Annotated in this window: 14 protein-coding genes; 9 read left to right on the top strand and 5 right to left on the bottom strand. The window is 62.5% G+C overall.

The features are described 5' to 3' along the window. Nucleotides 1–241 precede the first annotated feature (241 nt). The 4 genes from clpP to AC0L3O_RS06525 all read left to right on the top strand — a co-directional run bounded on the left by clpP (nt 242) and on the right by AC0L3O_RS06525 (nt 5,640). Entirely contained in the window at nt 242–871 is a 630-nt protein-coding gene (gene clpP / locus AC0L3O_RS06540; RefSeq protein WP_128170025.1) for an ATP-dependent Clp endopeptidase proteolytic subunit ClpP, read from the top strand. A 294-nt stretch (nt 872–1,165) separates the two neighbouring features. Further along, entirely contained in the window at nt 1,166–2,440 is a 1,275-nt protein-coding gene (gene clpX / locus AC0L3O_RS06535) for an ATP-dependent Clp protease ATP-binding subunit ClpX (RefSeq protein ID WP_027155315.1), read from the top strand. Between the two features lie 321 nt (nt 2,441–2,761). Continuing rightward, nucleotides 2,762–5,173, top strand: coding sequence for an endopeptidase La (gene lon / locus AC0L3O_RS06530; protein WP_473615192.1), 2,412 nt, complete (start codon nt 2,762–2,764; stop codon nt 5,171–5,173). Nucleotides 5,174–5,367: 194 nt separating this feature from the next. Further along, nucleotides 5,368–5,640, top strand: coding sequence for an HU family DNA-binding protein (locus AC0L3O_RS06525; protein ID WP_023798342.1), 273 nt, complete (start codon nt 5,368–5,370; stop codon nt 5,638–5,640). A 241-nt stretch (nt 5,641–5,881) separates the two neighbouring features. On the opposite strand, the gene AC0L3O_RS06520 is transcribed toward AC0L3O_RS06525, so the two are convergent. Continuing rightward, the gene (locus AC0L3O_RS06520; RefSeq protein ID WP_473615191.1) at nt 5,882–6,904 is read right to left on the bottom strand and encodes an aldo/keto reductase; all 1,023 of its coding nucleotides are present in this window, start codon (nt 6,902–6,904) and stop codon (nt 5,882–5,884) included. 102 nt (nt 6,905–7,006) lie between these two features. Between AC0L3O_RS06520 and AC0L3O_RS06515 the strand changes: the two genes are divergently transcribed. Together AC0L3O_RS06515 and AC0L3O_RS06510 are read left to right on the top strand one after the other, a co-directional pair. Then, entirely contained in the window at nt 7,007–7,204 is a 198-nt protein-coding gene (locus AC0L3O_RS06515) for a hypothetical protein (RefSeq protein WP_473534588.1), read from the top strand. A gap of 5 nt (nt 7,205–7,209) precedes the next feature. Then, on the top strand, nt 7,210–7,962 hold the full coding sequence (locus AC0L3O_RS06510; protein ID WP_473615189.1) for a creatininase family protein: 753 nt from the start codon (nt 7,210–7,212) through the stop codon (nt 7,960–7,962). A 103-nt stretch (nt 7,963–8,065) separates the two neighbouring features. On the opposite strand, the gene AC0L3O_RS06505 is transcribed toward AC0L3O_RS06510, so the two are convergent. From AC0L3O_RS06505 to AC0L3O_RS06495, 3 genes are all read right to left on the bottom strand, one after another. Continuing rightward, a complete protein-coding gene (locus AC0L3O_RS06505) occupies nt 8,066–8,983 on the bottom strand; it encodes a carbohydrate ABC transporter permease (protein WP_027155318.1) in 918 nt (305 codons plus the stop codon). An 11-nt stretch (nt 8,984–8,994) separates the two neighbouring features. After that, the gene (locus AC0L3O_RS06500; RefSeq protein ID WP_473534586.1) at nt 8,995–10,116 is read right to left on the bottom strand and encodes a carbohydrate ABC transporter permease; all 1,122 of its coding nucleotides are present in this window, start codon (nt 10,114–10,116) and stop codon (nt 8,995–8,997) included. Between the two features lie 128 nt (nt 10,117–10,244). Beyond that, nucleotides 10,245–11,909, bottom strand: coding sequence for an ABC transporter substrate-binding protein (locus AC0L3O_RS06495; protein ID WP_473534585.1), 1,665 nt, complete (start codon nt 11,907–11,909; stop codon nt 10,245–10,247). 313 nt (nt 11,910–12,222) lie between these two features. Here AC0L3O_RS06495 and AC0L3O_RS06490 point away from each other — a divergent pair, with 313 nt between their 5' ends. The 3 genes from AC0L3O_RS06490 to rbsK all read left to right on the top strand — a co-directional run bounded on the left by AC0L3O_RS06490 (nt 12,223) and on the right by rbsK (nt 14,798). Next, entirely contained in the window at nt 12,223–13,281 is a 1,059-nt protein-coding gene (locus AC0L3O_RS06490) for an ABC transporter ATP-binding protein (protein ID WP_473534584.1), read from the top strand. A gap of 97 nt (nt 13,282–13,378) precedes the next feature. Next, a complete protein-coding gene (locus tag AC0L3O_RS06485; RefSeq protein WP_023798333.1) occupies nt 13,379–13,831 on the top strand; it encodes an RbsD/FucU family protein in 453 nt (150 codons plus the stop codon). Nucleotides 13,832–13,835: 4 nt separating this feature from the next. Next, complete coding sequence (rbsK, locus tag AC0L3O_RS06480) at nt 13,836–14,798, top strand: ribokinase (RefSeq protein ID WP_473534583.1); 963 nt, start codon at nt 13,836–13,838, stop codon at nt 14,796–14,798. Nucleotides 14,799–15,202: 404 nt separating this feature from the next. Here rbsK and AC0L3O_RS06475 read toward each other — a convergent pair whose 3' ends face one another. Beyond that, nucleotides 15,203–15,988 (bottom strand): ion transporter, encoded by a 786-nt coding sequence (locus AC0L3O_RS06475; RefSeq protein WP_473534582.1) that lies wholly within the window; start codon nt 15,986–15,988, stop codon nt 15,203–15,205. Between the last annotated feature and the right edge of the window lie 305 nt (nt 15,989–16,293).

The raw sequence follows: 16,293 nt of genomic DNA, 5'->3' as shown, positions 1-16,293 counted from the left end.
AAGCGACGCGGTTAAGAAACTGTTACCCGGCAGCGCAGCCGCGCCGCTTCAACAGCAGCCGGCGCAGCTTCGGGCGAATTCTGTGCAGAAACCTTGATTCGACTTAACCGGATGGCTAGGAGGGGCGGCCTTGCGCTAGGGTGAGCCGACATCCTATTTACAGGGATAACGATCCAGAACCGATTCTGCCCGACTTGCTCATCTCCGGCGCCGGAATCCCATCTTCAATAAGGGATAGTCCATGAAGAACCCCGTCGAAACCTACATGAACCTCGTTCCGATGGTGGTCGAGCAGACCAATCGCGGCGAGCGGGCCTACGACATTTTCTCGCGGCTCCTGAAAGAGCGCATCATTTTCATCACCGGTCCGGTCGAGGACGGCATGGCGACGCTGGTCTGCGCGCAGCTCCTATTCCTCGAAGCGGAGAATCCGAAGAAGGAAATCAACCTCTACATCAATTCGCCCGGCGGCGTCGTCACCTCGGGCATGGCGATCTACGACACCATGCAGTTCATCAAGCCGGCGGTGGCGACGCTGTGCATCGGCCAGGCCGCCTCGATGGGCTCGCTGCTTCTCACCGCCGGCGAGAAGGGCATGCGCTTCGCCACGCCGAACGCCCGCATCATGGTCCACCAGCCTTCCGGTGGTTTTCAGGGCCAGGCTTCCGACATCGAGCGCCACGCCCAGGACATCATCAAGCTGAAGCGCCGTCTCAACGAGGTCTATGTCAAGCACACCGGCAAGAGCTACGACGAGATTGAAAGGACGCTCGACCGCGACCATTTCATGACCTCCGACGAGGCTAGGGAATTCGGCCTCATCGACAAGGTCATTTCGTCGCGTGAGCCGATCGAGGGTCTTGCCACATAAGCCCGGTGGCAGCTGGATGGTGCGAAAACACGCTTTTGATGCCGCTTGCGGCATTTCGGCCACAATTGGCTGTTCCCTCGACGGGAGCGATTGCCTACGTTAAGCCTATGTTGATTTTCGACGGCTTAGCTTTGTGCGGGGTTGATGCGAATCATTGCGACGTTTTCTGATATGTGTTTCGTATGGAATGCGTTGCGGGAGCCGGACTACTGGCGGCGGCGATTTCCCGCGATAGATTGAGATATGCGCCCTTTCAACCAGACCATCGGCGGGCGGCTATGAAAGGACATGAAAATGAGCAAGGTCGGCAACAGCGGCGGTGATTCCAAGAACACGCTTTATTGCTCGTTTTGCGGCAAAAGCCAGCACGAAGTGCGCAAGCTGATCGCCGGCCCGACGGTGTTCATCTGCGACGAATGCGTCGAGCTCTGCATGGACATCATCCGCGAGGAGAACAAGACCTCGATGGTGAAGTCACGCGAGGGCGTGCCGACCCCGCAGGAGATCCTCAAGGTTCTCGACGATTACGTCATCGGCCAGCCCTACGCCAAGCGCGTGCTGTCGGTGGCCGTCCACAACCACTACAAGCGCCTCGCGCATGCCGGCAAGAACAACGACGTCGAGCTGGCGAAGTCCAACATCTTGCTGATCGGCCCGACCGGCTGCGGCAAGACGCTGCTTGCGCAGACGCTGGCCCGCATCATCGACGTGCCGTTCACCATGGCCGATGCGACGACGCTGACCGAGGCGGGCTATGTCGGCGAGGATGTCGAGAACATCATCCTCAAGCTGTTGCAGTCGGCCGACTACAATGTCGAGCGCGCGCAGCGCGGCATCGTCTACATCGACGAGATCGACAAGATCTCGCGCAAGTCGGACAATCCCTCGATCACCCGCGACGTGTCGGGCGAGGGCGTCCAGCAGGCGCTGTTGAAGATCATGGAAGGCACGGTCGCTTCCGTGCCGCCGCAGGGCGGCAGGAAGCATCCGCAGCAGGAATTCCTGCAGGTCGACACCGCCAACATCCTGTTCATCTGCGGCGGCGCCTTCGCCGGGCTGGACAAGATCATCTCGGATCGCGGCCGCAAGACCTCGATCGGCTTCGGCGCCACCGTCGCGTCGCCCGAGGATCGACGCACCGGCGACGTTTTCCGCCTGGTCGAGCCTGAGGATCTGTTGAAGTTCGGCCTCATTCCCGAGTTCGTCGGCCGTCTGCCGGTCCTGGCGACGCTGGAGGACCTGGATGAGCCGGCGCTGATCCAGATCCTGACCGAGCCGAAGAACGCGCTGGTCAAGCAGTACCAGCGGCTGTTCGAGATGGAGAATGTCGACCTGACCTTCCACGAGAATGCGCTGTCGGCGATCGCCAAGCGCGCCATCGAGCGCAAGACCGGCGCGCGCGGCCTGCGCTCGATCATGGAGGCGATCCTGCTCGACACGATGTTCGAGCTGCCGGCGCTGGAAGGCGTGCGCGAAGTGGTTATTTCGGAAGAGGTGGTGTCGGGCAACGCCAGGCCGCTCTACATCTATTCCGAGCAGAAGGAAAAGAAGGGCAACGTCAGCGCCTGACGTCCAGCCCTGTAGTGGAGTTCTTAAAACGGCGCCGCAAGGCGCCGTTTTGCTGTTTGCGGCTGGGCAGGCTATGATGAACGGCCCGACTTGTGATGAACAGCCCGACTTGATGAACGGATTATGACGGATTGGATGAACGGTTTCGTGACGACCCTTGATCTTTGCCTCGCTTGCCTCCAACTAACGGTGGAAGGCCGTGGCGCCGAATTCTGTGCTGTAAAACTCCCGTCACAAACGGTGGTAGGCGGAACCATCCCCGGTCGTTAATATGAGAATCGCGGTTGGCCGATTGGCGGTCGCGACATGAAAGGTTGGACAATGGCCAAAATATCCAAGACTCCCAGCGACGGCGTCTTCGCAGTCCTCCCACTGCGCGACATCGTGGTGTTCCCGCACATGATCGTTCCGCTCTTTGTCGGGCGTGAAAAGTCGATCAAGGCGCTGGAAGAGGTGATGGGTCAGGAAAAGCAGATCCTGCTTGCGACCCAGATGAATGCCGCCGATGACGATCCCGAGTCCGATGCGATCTTCGACATCGGCACGCTCGCCAATGTGCTGCAGTTGCTGAAGCTGCCGGACGGCACCGTCAAGGTGCTGGTCGAAGGCGCCTCGCGCGCGAAAATCGTTTCGTTCACCGACCGTCCCGATTTTCACGAGGCTCGTGCCGCAGCACTGGTCGAACCGGATGAGGAAGAGGTCGAGGTCGAGGCGCTGGCCCGTTCCGTCGTCACCGACTTCGAGAACTACGTCAAGCTGAACAAGAAGATCTCGCCCGAAGTGGTGGGTGCCGCCAGCCAGATCGACGACTATTCCAAGCTCGCCGATACGGTTGCCTCGCATCTTGCGATCAAGATCCCCGAGAAGCAGGAGATGCTGGCCACGCTTTCGGTCAAGGAGCGGCTGGAAAAGGCGATGGGCTTCATGGAAGCCGAAATCTCCGTCCTGCAGGTCGAGAAGCGCATCCGCTCGCGCGTCAAGCGCCAGATGGAGAAGACCCAGCGCGAATACTACCTCAACGAGCAGATGAAGGCGATCCAGAAGGAACTCGGCGAGGGCGAGGACGGCCGCGACGAGGCCGCCGAGATCGAGGCGCGCATCAAGAAGACCAAGCTCTCCAAGGAGGCCCGCGAAAAGGCGGAAGCCGAACTGAAGAAGCTGCGGACGATGTCGCCGATGTCGGCTGAATCGACCGTCGTGCGCAACTATCTCGACTGGATCCTGTCGATACCGTGGGGCAAGAACTCCAAGGTCAAGCAGGATCTGGCCTTCGCGCAGAACGTGCTCGACACCGACCATTTCGGCCTCGACAAGGTCAAGGACCGCATCGTCGAATATCTCGCCGTGCAGAGCCGCCAGAAGAAGCTGAAGGGGCCGATCCTGTGCCTCGTCGGCCCTCCCGGCGTCGGCAAGACCTCGCTCGGCAAGTCGATCGCCAAGGCGACCGGCCGCGAGTTCATCCGCATGGCGCTGGGCGGCGTGCGCGACGAGGCCGAGATCCGCGGTCACCGGCGCACCTATATCGGCTCGATGCCCGGCAAGGTCATCCAGTCGATGAAGAAGGCGAAGAAATCCAACCCGCTCTTCCTGCTCGACGAGATCGATAAGATGGGCCAGGATTTCCGCGGCGACCCGTCGTCGGCGTTGCTCGAGGTGCTCGATCCGGAGCAGAACTCGACGTTCATGGACCACTATCTCGAGGTCGAATACGACCTGTCGAGCGTGATGTTCGTGACGACGGCGAACACGTTGAACATCCCGGCACCGTTGATGGACCGCATGGAGATCATCCGTATCGCCGGCTACACCGAGGACGAGAAGATCGAGATCGCCAAGCGCCACCTGATGCCCAAGGTGATCCGCGACCACGCGCTGCAGCCGAAGGAGTTCTCCGTCGGCGAGGACGCGATCCGCGGCATCATCCAGACCTACACCCGTGAAGCGGGCGTCAGGAGCCTGGAGCGCGAGCTGATGAAGCTCGGCCGCAAGGCGGTGACCGAGATCCTGAAGACGAAGAAGAAGACGGTCGACATCACGGCGGACAATCTCGCCGACTACCTTGGTGTTCCGCGCTTCCGCTTCGGTCAGGTCGAGGCCGACGATCAGGTCGGCGTTGTCACCGGGCTCGCCTGGACGGAAGTCGGCGGCGAGTTGCTGACGATCGAAGGCGTCATGATGCCCGGCAAGGGCCGCATGACGGTGACCGGCAATCTGCGCGACGTGATGAAGGAATCGATCTCGGCGGCGGCCTCCTACGTCCGCTCGCGGGCTCTCGATTTCGGCGTCGAGCCGCCGCTGTTCGACAAGCGCGACATCCACGTCCACGTGCCCGAGGGCGCAACGCCCAAGGACGGACCGTCGGCGGGCGTGGCGATGGCGACGGCGATCGTCTCGGTGCTGACCGGCATCCCGGTCAGGGCCGACGTGGCGATGACCGGCGAGATCACGCTGCGCGGCAGAGTGCTGCCGATCGGCGGGCTCAAGGAGAAGCTGCTTGCAGCACTGCGCGGCGGCATCAAGAAGGTGCTGATCCCGGAAGACAACGCCAAGGATCTGGCCGAGATTCCGGACAACGTGAAGAACGGCATGGAGATCGTTCCGGTCGCGCGGGTCGGTGAAGTCTTGCGCCATGCGCTGGTGCGTATGCCGGAGGCGATCGAGTGGGTCGAACCGGTCAATGCGCCGGCTGCGGCGGATGCCGGAGACGACGCCGGCAAGCTGTTAGCGCATTAGATCGTGCTAAAGTTGCAATGCACAAGAGAGAGCCGGGCCCCAGCGCCCGGCTTTTTCATGAAAAAACCCCGGAATTCCGGGGTTTTTTCGACTCTTTTGACGCTTTTCGACTTGGTTGCGGAAGCGCTTCTTTCTAAAGTCCGTTTCCTGCCGGATGAGTCGTACGTTCCGGTTTCTCATGGAAGGGAATTTTTATGAACAAGAACGAACTGGTGTCCGCTGTCGCCGATGCCGCGAGTATTTCGAAGGGTGACGCGCAGTCGGCAGTCGATGCGGTGTTCTCCGTCATCACTGGCGAACTGAAGAAGGGCGGCGATGTCCGGCTTGTCGGCTTCGGAAATTTCACAGTGTCAAAACGCGCTGCCTCGACCGGCCGCAATCCGCAGACCGGCGCCGAAGTGCAGATTCCGGCGCGCACCGTGCCGAAGTTTTCGGCCGGCAAGGGCCTCAAGGACGCAGTCAACTAAGAGACCGTTTGGAAACTCTACTCTGGCGGCCATCTGATGGCGTTTTCTGCGCTTCCGGTGCTCACGGACCCAAATGTCCGCTGCGCGCCGGTTCTCGAAACCGCCACCATATGACTCGCCAGAGCGAATTTCGAAACAGTCTCTAAGCGCCTTCGTACCCTTTTCAGAGATCAGAAAAGCCGGACATGCCCGGCTTTTCTTTTGCGCCTACCTTTATCTTGTCGGCCAGCAGCAGGCGGCTTTATGCCGTCGGCGCATCGGCGCGCATCAGCCCTTCCTGCTTGAGATCGGCCCAGAGTGCCGATGGCAGCTCCGCGTCGAGCAGCGACCGGTTGCTTTCGACCTCGCTCGGCCGCTGGCCGCCGGGGATCACCGACACGACCGAAGGGTGCAGCAGCGGAAATTGCAGTGCCGCCTCGATCAGGCGCACGCCGTGGCGTTTGCAGATGGCCTCGATGCGCGCGACGCGGTCGAGGATGTCCTGCGGCGCCTCGGTATAATCGTAATAGGCGCCGGGCTTCGGACCGGTTGCCAGGATGCCGGAATTATACGGCCCGCCGAGAACGATGCCGATGCCGCACTTCTGGCATAGCGGCAGGAAGGATTGCAGCGCCTCCTGCTCCAGCAGCGTATAGCGCCCGGCAAGCAGGAAAAGGTCGAAGTCGCCGCGCTCGGCAAGCGTCTGGGCAACCTGCCATTCGTTGATGCCGCCGCCGAACGCCTTGATGGCGTCCTGGTCACGCAGGGACAGCAGCCCGTAATAGCCCGAGCGCATGAACTCCTCGATGCGCTGGTCCGAGGCCTGCTTGCTGCCATGGGTGAAGACGTCGACGTCATGCACGAAAAGAATGTCGATGCGGTCGACGCCGAGGCGTTCCAGCGAGGCTTCGAAGGAGCGCATGACGCCGTCATAGCTGTAGTCGTAGACCTCGCGGCGCGACGGCGTGTCGAAGAACTTGCCGATGCCGGTGCGCTGGTCCGGCGGGCAGGCGCGCATGATGCGGCCGACCTTGCTCGACAGCACATAGTCGTCGCGCTTTTTCGAGCGCAGGAACGGATTGAGCCGCGTTTCCGACAGGCCAAGCCCGTAGAGCGGCGCGGTGTCGTAGTAGCGGCAGCCGACCCGCCATGCAGCCTCCAGGGTGGCGTTGGCATCCTCATCGGAGACGGCGCGATAGAGGTTGCCGAGCGGCGCCGTGCCGAAGCCAAGTTCCGTGAACGCGATGCCGCCATTGCCGATGCGGTCGAAATGCCGTGTCTTCATATGCTGCCGTTTCCTCACCTACGCAATTGCCACGACACTATCACGCCTGGGGCGCTGCAAAAGCACTCCGAGCCGTTGGACACGAACTTTCACGGTGATAGCATGAGCAAAAACAAGCTGTTCGGGGAAAAAAATGGCTCAAACATTCAGGCAAGTTTCGGGTTCCGGGAAATTGGTCGAACCATCGTGACCAATGCCGGCACAGATCTGGTCAGAATTGCGCTCGACGAGCTTGGCACTGTGCTGGCTCGGATCGGCGAAAGCCGTATCGACGCCGCCCGCCACACCAACATGGAGTAATGGGCATGCGTTACGAGCTGATGCTGCCGCACCAGATCCGCAAGGCGATCGCCGAGAACTGGCCGATCGCGCTCCCGCTCGGCGTGCTCGAATACCACGGTGAGCACATGGCCGTCGGCATGGACACGCTGGCGGTGGTCAAGATGCTGGAGCTGTTCGAAAAGGAAGCCGACATCGTCATCCTGCCAGCCTTCTACTATGGCGCGGCGAGCTACGCGGTGGCGCCGCCAGAGGGCAATGGCTCGGTTCAGGTCGGCGGCAGGGCGCTGGCTCCGTTCGCGGAGGAACTGTTCTACAGCCTATTGCGCATCGGTTTTCGCAACATCCACGCCATCATCCACCACCAGACCGAGAACTTTGTTGCCGGCATGCCGACCGATCTCGCCTTCAAGACCGCCGGCCGCCAGGCGATCTTCCGTTTTCTGGAGAAGGAGCGCGGCGAGGGCTGGTGGGGCTCCGAGACGATGGCCGGCTACTATGCCGAGCACGCCGAGGGCGGCAATTTCTTCAACTGGATACAAGTGCATCCGCTGATGCCGACGATGCCGACGGTGACGGACGGCCAGTATCCCTTCGATCATGCCGGCATCGGCGAGACGTCGCTGATGCTGGCGCTGTGCCCGGAAGCGGTGGACGCCGGCCACTTCGCCGACAATACGGGATGGTATACGCAGACCGCCCCTGAGGCCTCGATGGAACTGGGGCAAAAGGGCGTCGCGATGATCCTCGATCATTTGAGGGCGACACTGGCGCGCTAGGCTGTGCGCAGACGCTCTATTCGGGCGTTGCAGTGGTGCAGGATGAAAGCCGTAGCGATCCTTCGCGCCCCCCTCTGTCCTGCCGGCATCAAAGAAGCAACCGCTACTTCACCGCGCCTGCGGTCATGCCCATGATCAGGTAGCGCTCCAGCGCGATGCCGATGACGGCGAGCGGCGTTATCGCGGCGGTGGCGAGTGCGGCCATCGACCACCAGTTGATGCCCTGCGAGCCGGTCTGGCTCGCCACCATGACGGGAATGGTTTTTGCGTCGGTCGAGGTCAGCAGTGCGGCGAAGAAATACTCGTTCCAGCACAGCACCATCGCCAGGATGAAGGCCGCGACCATGCCCGGCAGCGCGATCGGCATGACGATGCGGAAGAAGGCGCCCCAGATCGACAGGCCGTCGACGAGGGCTGCTTCCTCCAGTTCGACCGGGATGGAGTTGAACTGGTCGCGCATGATCCAGATGACGATCGGCAGCACCATCAGCGTGTAGAGCAGGATCAGCCCGATGCGCGTGTCGAGCATGCCGACTTCCCGGTACAGCACGAGAAAGGGCAGGGCGAGCACCACCGGCGGCAGGATCAGCTGCGACAGGAAGAAGAAGGAGATGTCCTCGTTCTTGAACCAGGCGAAGTGATAGCGGAAGCGGGTGAGGCCGTAGGCGGCGAGGCTGCCGATGACGATGGCGAGGCTCGATGCACCGACCGAGGTGATGACCGAATTCATGAAGCGCTTGATGAACTCGTCGCGCACCGTCGAGGTCCGGAAGATCGCATCCGGCGACAGGCCGAGCGAGCGCCAGCCCTTCCAGTCCGGCTGGAAGTCGACGAACGGGATGAGATGGCCCTGGGTGACGTCGACCGCGGTCTTGAACGAGGTGGTTATCGTCCAGTAGATCGGGAACAGGCAGATGAAGGCCCAGAACACCAGCGCGCCATAGATGAAGACGCGGTTGGCGAAAAAGCTCGCCGGCGAGCGGATTTCGGAAGCGGCATAGTCGGTGGTCTGGACGCTCATCTGGCCGCCTGTCAATTGACGTTGCGCACGAAGCGATTGGCGACTTTCAACAGCCACGTCACGAACACGATGATGATGATGAGGTAGGCCATCGCCAGCATGGTGCCGTAGCCGACATTCGAGCGGTCGCGATACTCGCGGTAGATGAAGCTCGACACCGAATCGGTCGCGCCGCCCGGGCCGCCCGAGGTGACGGTGATGATGATGTCGGCAAGCTTCAGCTTGAAGATGATGCGCAGGATGATCGCCGTCACCGATACCGGCAGCATCAGCGGGAAGGTGACCTGCCAGAACGTCTGCCAGGCATTGGCGCCGTCGACCCTGGCCGCCTCAAGCACCTCGCGTGACATCGCCTGAAGGCCGGCGAGCAGCATGATCATCATGAACGGGATGAACGTCCAGGCATCCAGCACCATGATCGAGATGCGGGCGGTGATCGGGTTTGAGAAGAAGGCGGGGTTTTCCCAGCCGAGCTGGCGCGCCAGCGCCGCGGCCGGCCCGAAGCGGTATTCCATCAGCGATTTGCCGATCATCCACGACACCGCGACCGGCGACAGCATCAACGGCATGAGGAAGACGACGCGGAAGAATTTACGCGCGCGGATCTGTGCGTTGAGCAGCAGGGCCAGGCCAAAGGCGATGACGTATTCGACCAGCACCGCCAGCACATAGAGCACCATGTTGAACAGCGCGTTGCGGTAATAGGGATCGGCCAGCATCTGCCAGAAATTGTCGAGCCCGTTGAACTTGCGGCCGGAGAAGGAACTGAGGTTCCAGTCGGTCAGCGCAATGTAGAAGCCGAACAGCGTCGGGAAGATCACCATGGCGATGGTGAACAGCAGCGCCGGCAGCAGGAACAGCGCGCGCTGGCCGTCTTCGCCGCGTGTCAGCACCTGGCCGACGCCGAGTGCAACACCCCACAGCACATAGGCATAGACGACCGGCCGCCAGGTCTCGAAGCCGAGCGTGTTGACCTCTGACTTGTAAAGGATCTGGACTGCGATCACGGCCAGCAGGCCGAGCGTCGCAGCGGCCATCAACGCCCGGCCGAGCCGCTTGCCGCCCGGCGATATCAGATCGGATGGAGCGGCGTTCGCCGGCCACGCATTGGTGGGCAAGGTCTGGTCAGCCACGCTTCTCGTCCGTTCGCTGAAGGCTGCTATGACCGGCTCGCCGGTCAAGCTGTTATGACCGGCTGGCCGATCAAGCTGCAGTCCGGCGGCTTTGCGTCGCCGGACCGCGGTTTCACGACAGTCTCAGCCTACATGCCGAGCGAGGCCTTGTAGAGCTTGACCTGGTTTTCGCGACCGATCTGGTCGGTCAGCTTCTCCCAGGCGGCGGCAATGGCGTCGGCGCCTTCCTGCGCCGTCATCTTGCCGGCAAATGTATTGGCCAGGATGTCCTCGGCGGCGCTGTAATATTGGAAGATGCCGGGGATGCGCGGCTCGATCGCGGCGTTCGGATGGTTGTAGCTGTCGGCCTCCGACTTCAGATACGAGGTGATGAACGCCTCGTCGTAACCGGCCGCCACCCATTCCGGAACGTCGAAATGCGAGTTGCGGTAAGGCTGGAAGCCGGACGGATACGCCGCGCACCAGAGCGACAGGTCCTTGCCACCGAGATGGGCGGCGGCAGACCAGGCCGCCTTCTTCTTCTTTTCATCCGAATCGACACGAGCCATGACGTAGACGCCCCAGCCGAGATAGGCGCAATTCGGCGCATGGTTCGGGCCGCTGGCCAGTTTGTCCCACTGGCCGGTCTTGGAATTGTAGACGTCGTCCGAGCCCGGCAGGATCGAGAAGCCGGTGACGTCGCCGACGACAGAACTGTCGTTGGTCTTGACGTTGGAGCCGACGTCGCCCCACCAGGTGACCATCGAACCGGTGCCGGCCAGGAACTGCTGGAAGGCGGTGGTGTTCGGGTCGGCGTTGATCTGGTCGGCAGGCTCGGAAGGCAGCGCGTCGATCACGTCCTGGATCGCCCGCACCCAGGCTGGATTGTTGATGCGCGGCTTCATCGTATCGGCATCGAACAGCCAGGCCTTGTCGTCGGGATGCTTGGCATAGGCGCTGGCGCGGCTGCCGAGGAAATAGAAGCCGAAGCCGCCCCAGGCCTTGGGCGCGTCGAGATAGCCGAAAACGTCCTGGCCCTGGAACTGCTTGCCCTTGAGGAATTTTGTCACCGCCTGCACCTGCTGCCAGGTCTTGGGCACGCCCCATTCACCGCCACCGCCGCCGTCCTTCCACGCCTTGGCGAGGTCGGCATCGGCAAACACGTCGGTGCGGTAGTTGAAGTTGTGCGCGTCGCCATCGACGGTCACGCGGTACTGCTTGCCGTCCCAGGTGCCGACCGGTGGCTGCAGATAGGCCACGACGTCCTTCATGTCGATCTGGTCCTTGACCCAGTCCGGCATTTCGGACGTGAGACCCTTGCCGCAGACGTCGCCTTCGAACGGCGCGCCCATCTCGATGATGTCGAAATCGACGGTGCCGGTGGCGATCGACTGCTGCAGGCGGGCGTTGTAGTCCGCCTGCGCCAGGTCGATCCAGTTGATCTTGGCGCCGGTATAGGTCTCCCACGGCTTCAGGAAGCCGCGAAACAGCACATTGTGCAGGTTCTGGTTGTTGAGCCCCATGAAGGTGAGCTGGACGCCGGCGAATTCGCCTTCCTTGACGCTGGCCTTGGTCGCCTCCAGGCAAAGCTCGCCGACCTGCTGGAAGTCGGCATCGGTCGGCTGGCCCTTGCCGACACCGGGGATCTGCAGGATCTGCGCGCGCAATTCGCTTGCCGCGGAAGCCGGGCGCGTCAGCGCGCCAAGCCCGGCGCCGGATGCCGCTGCGACGGCGGCGATGCTGGCCGCGCCCTTGAGGACATCGCGGCGCGTGGCACCCGCGCGCATGAATTGGTTGTAAAGGCTGACTTTCATTTCGTTCCTCCCAGAATCTCGTGATGATTGAGAATCTCAATGGCGATTCTCAATGGTGATTGTTCGGGTGTTTGGAGCGCTGGAAATGTTCCCCAACAACAGCGCGTCCTCAATTTTTCCTCCCGCAACGCTTCGATTTCCGTGGTCCGGACCAGCGTGCCGGCGCGCCCGGAACAGGGTCAAAACCCGAGCCCGTTCACTATTCTCACAACCAGGTGCCGTGTCAAACGAGAACAGGGTTTTTTATCTATAAAAGACTGACTTGCCCTCGCCGTTTGCCTTGTTTAGCTTCACCGCAACGAAAGGGGGGCCGATGGCTCAAGTCGCGATCAGCAATGTGGCCAAGGCGTTCGGAACCGTCAAGGTCCTGCACGGTGTCAGCGTCGACATCGCCGACGGGCAGTTCGTGGTGCTGGTCGGCCCTTCGGGGTGCGGCAAGTCCACGCTGCTCAGGATGGTGGCGGGGCTGGAGACCGTTTCCGGCGGCACGATCGCCATCGGCGACCGTGTCGTCAACCATCTGCCGCCGGCCAAGCGCGACATCGCCATGGTGTTCCAGAACTACGCGCTCTATCCGCACAAGACGGTCGAGCAGAACATGGCCTTTGCGCTAAAACTGCGCAAGACCGATCCGGCCGATGTCGCCGAGCGGGTCAAGCGCGCCGCCGATATCCTCGATCTCAACCCCTATCTCAAGCGCTATCCGCGCCAGCTCTCCGGCGGCCAGCGCCAGCGCGTCGCCATGGGTCGCGCCATCGTGCGCAACCCGCAGGTGTTTTTGTTCGACGAGCCGCTGTCCAACCTCGACGCCAAGCTGCGCGTCCAGATGCGCACCGAGATCAAGGAACTGCACCAGCGGCTGAAGACCACCACCATCTACGTCACGCACGACCAGATCGAGGCCATGACCATGGCCGACAAGATCGTCGTGATGCGCGACGGCCGCATCGAGCAGGTCGGCGCGCCGCTGGAACTGTTCGACCGGCCGGCCAACCTGTTCGTCGCCGGCTTCATCGGCTCGCCGTCGATGAACCTGCTCAAGGGCGTGGTACGCAAGGGCGACAAGTCCATCGTCGAGATCGCCGGGACGCCGTTCCCGATGGCTGCGAGCAGCAAGGTGGAGGACGGCCGCAATGTCGTCTACGGCGTCCGGCCCGAGCATCTCGAAATCCACCCCGACGGCGTGCCGGCGAAGATTTCCGTCGTCGAGCCGACCGGTTCCGAAACGCTGGTGTTTCTGCGTTTCGGCGAGGGCGAGATGGTGGCGCTGTTCCGTGAGCGCCACGACTTCAAGCCGGGCGACACGCTGCATCTGAAACCGCGGCTCGACCAGGTCCATCTGTTCGACGCAGAGACCGGCAATCGTCTCTAAAACACTTTGAATTGCGCATGATCTTGTCCGAAAACCGACAACACTTCGGGATCATGCGCCAGGCTTCGCATCAAAAAAGCCCGTTCGGGAGGGAACTATGCTCAAAGGGATCAATCCGCTGCTCAATGCCGACGTGCTCCAGGCGTTGCGGGCGATGGGCCATGGTGACGATCTGATCATCGCCGACACCAACTTCCCCTCCGATTCGGTGGCCCGCCAGACGGTGCTCGGTCGGCTGCTGCGCATCGATGCACCGGCGGCTGACGTGGTCAAGGCGGTGCTGTCGCTCTATCCGCTGGACACTTTCGTCGACGATGCCGCCGCCCGCATGGAGATCGTCGGCAAGCCGGACGAGATTCCCGCCGTGCAGCAGGAAGTGCAAGGCGAGATCGATGCTGCGGAGGGCAAGGCCTGGCCGATGATTTCGGTCGAGCGCTACGCCTTCTACGAACGTGCCAAAAAGGCCTATTGCGTCATCCAGACCGGCGAGCGCCGCTTCTATGGCTGTTTTGCCTTCCGCAAGGGCGTCGTTCCGCCGGACGCGGAGTAGCGGGATGCCAGGCAAGCCTGTGGTCATCAAGCCTGTCGTCATATTGGGCGTCTTCGTCGCCGACACCGCCTACCGCGCCGCCCGCCAGCCGCGCATGGGCGAGACGATCCTTGGAACATCCTTCACCCTCGGCCCGGGCGGCAAGGGCTCCAACCAGGCGGTCGCGGCCGGCCGTCTCGGCGCCGACATCACTTTTTTGACGCGCCTTGGCGTCGATCCCTTTGCCGATATGGCGAGGCAAACCTGGACGCAGGCCGGGGTGAAGAGCGCCGTCATCGACACGCCGGAGAGTTATACGGGTGCGGCCTATATCTTCGTCGAGGAGACGAGCGGCAACAACGCCATCATCGTCAGCCCGGGTGCGGCCATGCTGATTTCGCCCGACGACATCGAGGCTAACGCTGGCCTGATCCGCTCGGCCGGCGTCTTCGTCACCCAGCTCGAGCAGCCGATCGAGGCGGCGATGCGGGCGCTGGAGATCGCGCGCGGGGCAGGGGTGACGACCATCCTCAACCCGGCGCCCGCGGCAAGCCTGCCCGAGCGCATCTACACGCTCTGCGACTATGTCACGCCCAACGAGACCGAGGCCGAGGAACTGACCGGCATCAAGGTGTCGTCCATCGACGGCGCCCGCCGCGCCGCCGATCGTTTGCTTGGAAAAGGCGCCGGCGCGGTTATCGTGACGCTCGGCGAACAGGGCGCGCTGCTGCACACGGCCAGCCGATCCGACCATGTCGGCGCGATCAAAGCCGGTCCCGTGGTCGAGACCACCGGCGCGGGCGACGCCTTCAATGGCGGTCTGGCCGCAGCACTTGCGAGAGGCGTGGACCCGCTGCAAGCGGTCCGCTTCGCCTGCGCCGTCGCCGGCATCTCGGTCACCCGGCCGGGCACGGCGCCGTCGATGCCGACGCTGCAAGAGGTCGAGGCGCTGCTCGCCGAGGCCGAAGCTGCTGATCTCCCCCCTTGAGGGGGAGATGTCGCCGAAGGCGACAGAGGGGGTCGTCTGACGCAATGCGCCAACCTCCTCTGTCGCAAGAGAGAAGGCCGCGCCCAGTCGAACCGACCCCCTCTGTCCTGCCGGACATCTCCCCCTCAAGGGGGGAGATTGGCCGTCATCTCCGACCACGGTGACATATTAGCCACAGTGAATATGAATCGCCAAACCCGTCTTGCGTCTTTGGCATAGGTGTCCCGTAATGGGTCACTGGGTCTGGCGCCGCAATTGCACGGTCAGCGAAGCGGGGGGGCAATCTTGACCTGGCAATCGAGGGGGTATTGGGGGACCCGCCGCTTCGCAAATGAAGCGGCGGGCTCTTTCATGGCACCCATCACAAGCCGCCGACGGTGTTTTGCAATGCTCGCGGAGGCGCTCTAGCCGCGAACGCCGGTCAATTCGCGGACCTCCGCCCGCAGCGCTTGCAACTCCGCCAGGATCATCGCCTGATCGCTGTGCAGCGTCGCCCTGTCGGCCGATTCAACCGCTTCATGCTCGGCCTCCATCGCCGAAACGATCACGCCGATGAACAGGTTGAGCACGGTGAACGAGGTCGCGATGATGAACGGGATGAAGAACAGCCAGGCCGCCGGATAGACCTCCATGACCGGGCGCACCACGCCGTCCGACCAGCCTTCGAGGGTCATGACCTGGAAAAGCGTGAACAGCGATGCCGGTATGCCGCCGAACAATTCGGGAAACGACGAGCCGTAGAGCTTCGTCGCCATCACCGCAAAGACGTAGAACACCAGCCCGAGCAACAGCATGATCGAGCCCATGCCGGGCAAGGCGGTGATGAAGCCGGTGACGACGCGGCGCAACGACGGAACGATGCTGATCAGGCGCAGCACCCGCAGGATGCGCAGCGCCCGCAGTACCGAGAGCGACCCGGTCGTGGGGATAAGCGCAAAACCGACGACGAAGAGGTCGAAGATGCGCCATGGATCGCGGAAGAAATGCGTCCTGTAGACGACCAGCCGGATCGCGAGTTCGAGCACGAAGACGCCGAGGATCGCGCGGTCGATGGCCGTCAGAAGCGGGCCAAAGGCCGCAATCGCGTCGGGCGAGGTTTCGAGGCCGAGCGTGACGGCGTTGATCAGGATCAGGACCATGATCGCGAGGTCGAAGCGGCGCGATTCGATGAGCGATTTCAGGGCATCCAAGGCTTGTTCTCCGTTAGAGCATCGGACCCGAAAATGGGAACCGGGCCTGGGAAATCCAATGCTCAAACGCATATGGCCGGCTTGTGACGCACCGGATACAAAAAAGTTGAAACTCCCAAGAAACTGAGAGCTTTTGTATTAGTAGCTCGGCACGGTGATACCTTTGATCGCGGAGCGAGGCGCCCCCCTCTGTCCTGCCGGACATGTCCGGCAGGGGGAGGGGGGGGGGGGGGCCGCCGGGCACACAACGGGGGGACCCGCGGGGGGGGGGGGGGTGGCGGCATGGGCCGCCGGGGGGGGGGCCG

This window comes from Mesorhizobium sp. WSM4810 (assembly GCF_055811235.1).
This window is presented reverse-complemented; position numbering and strand designations above follow the sequence as displayed.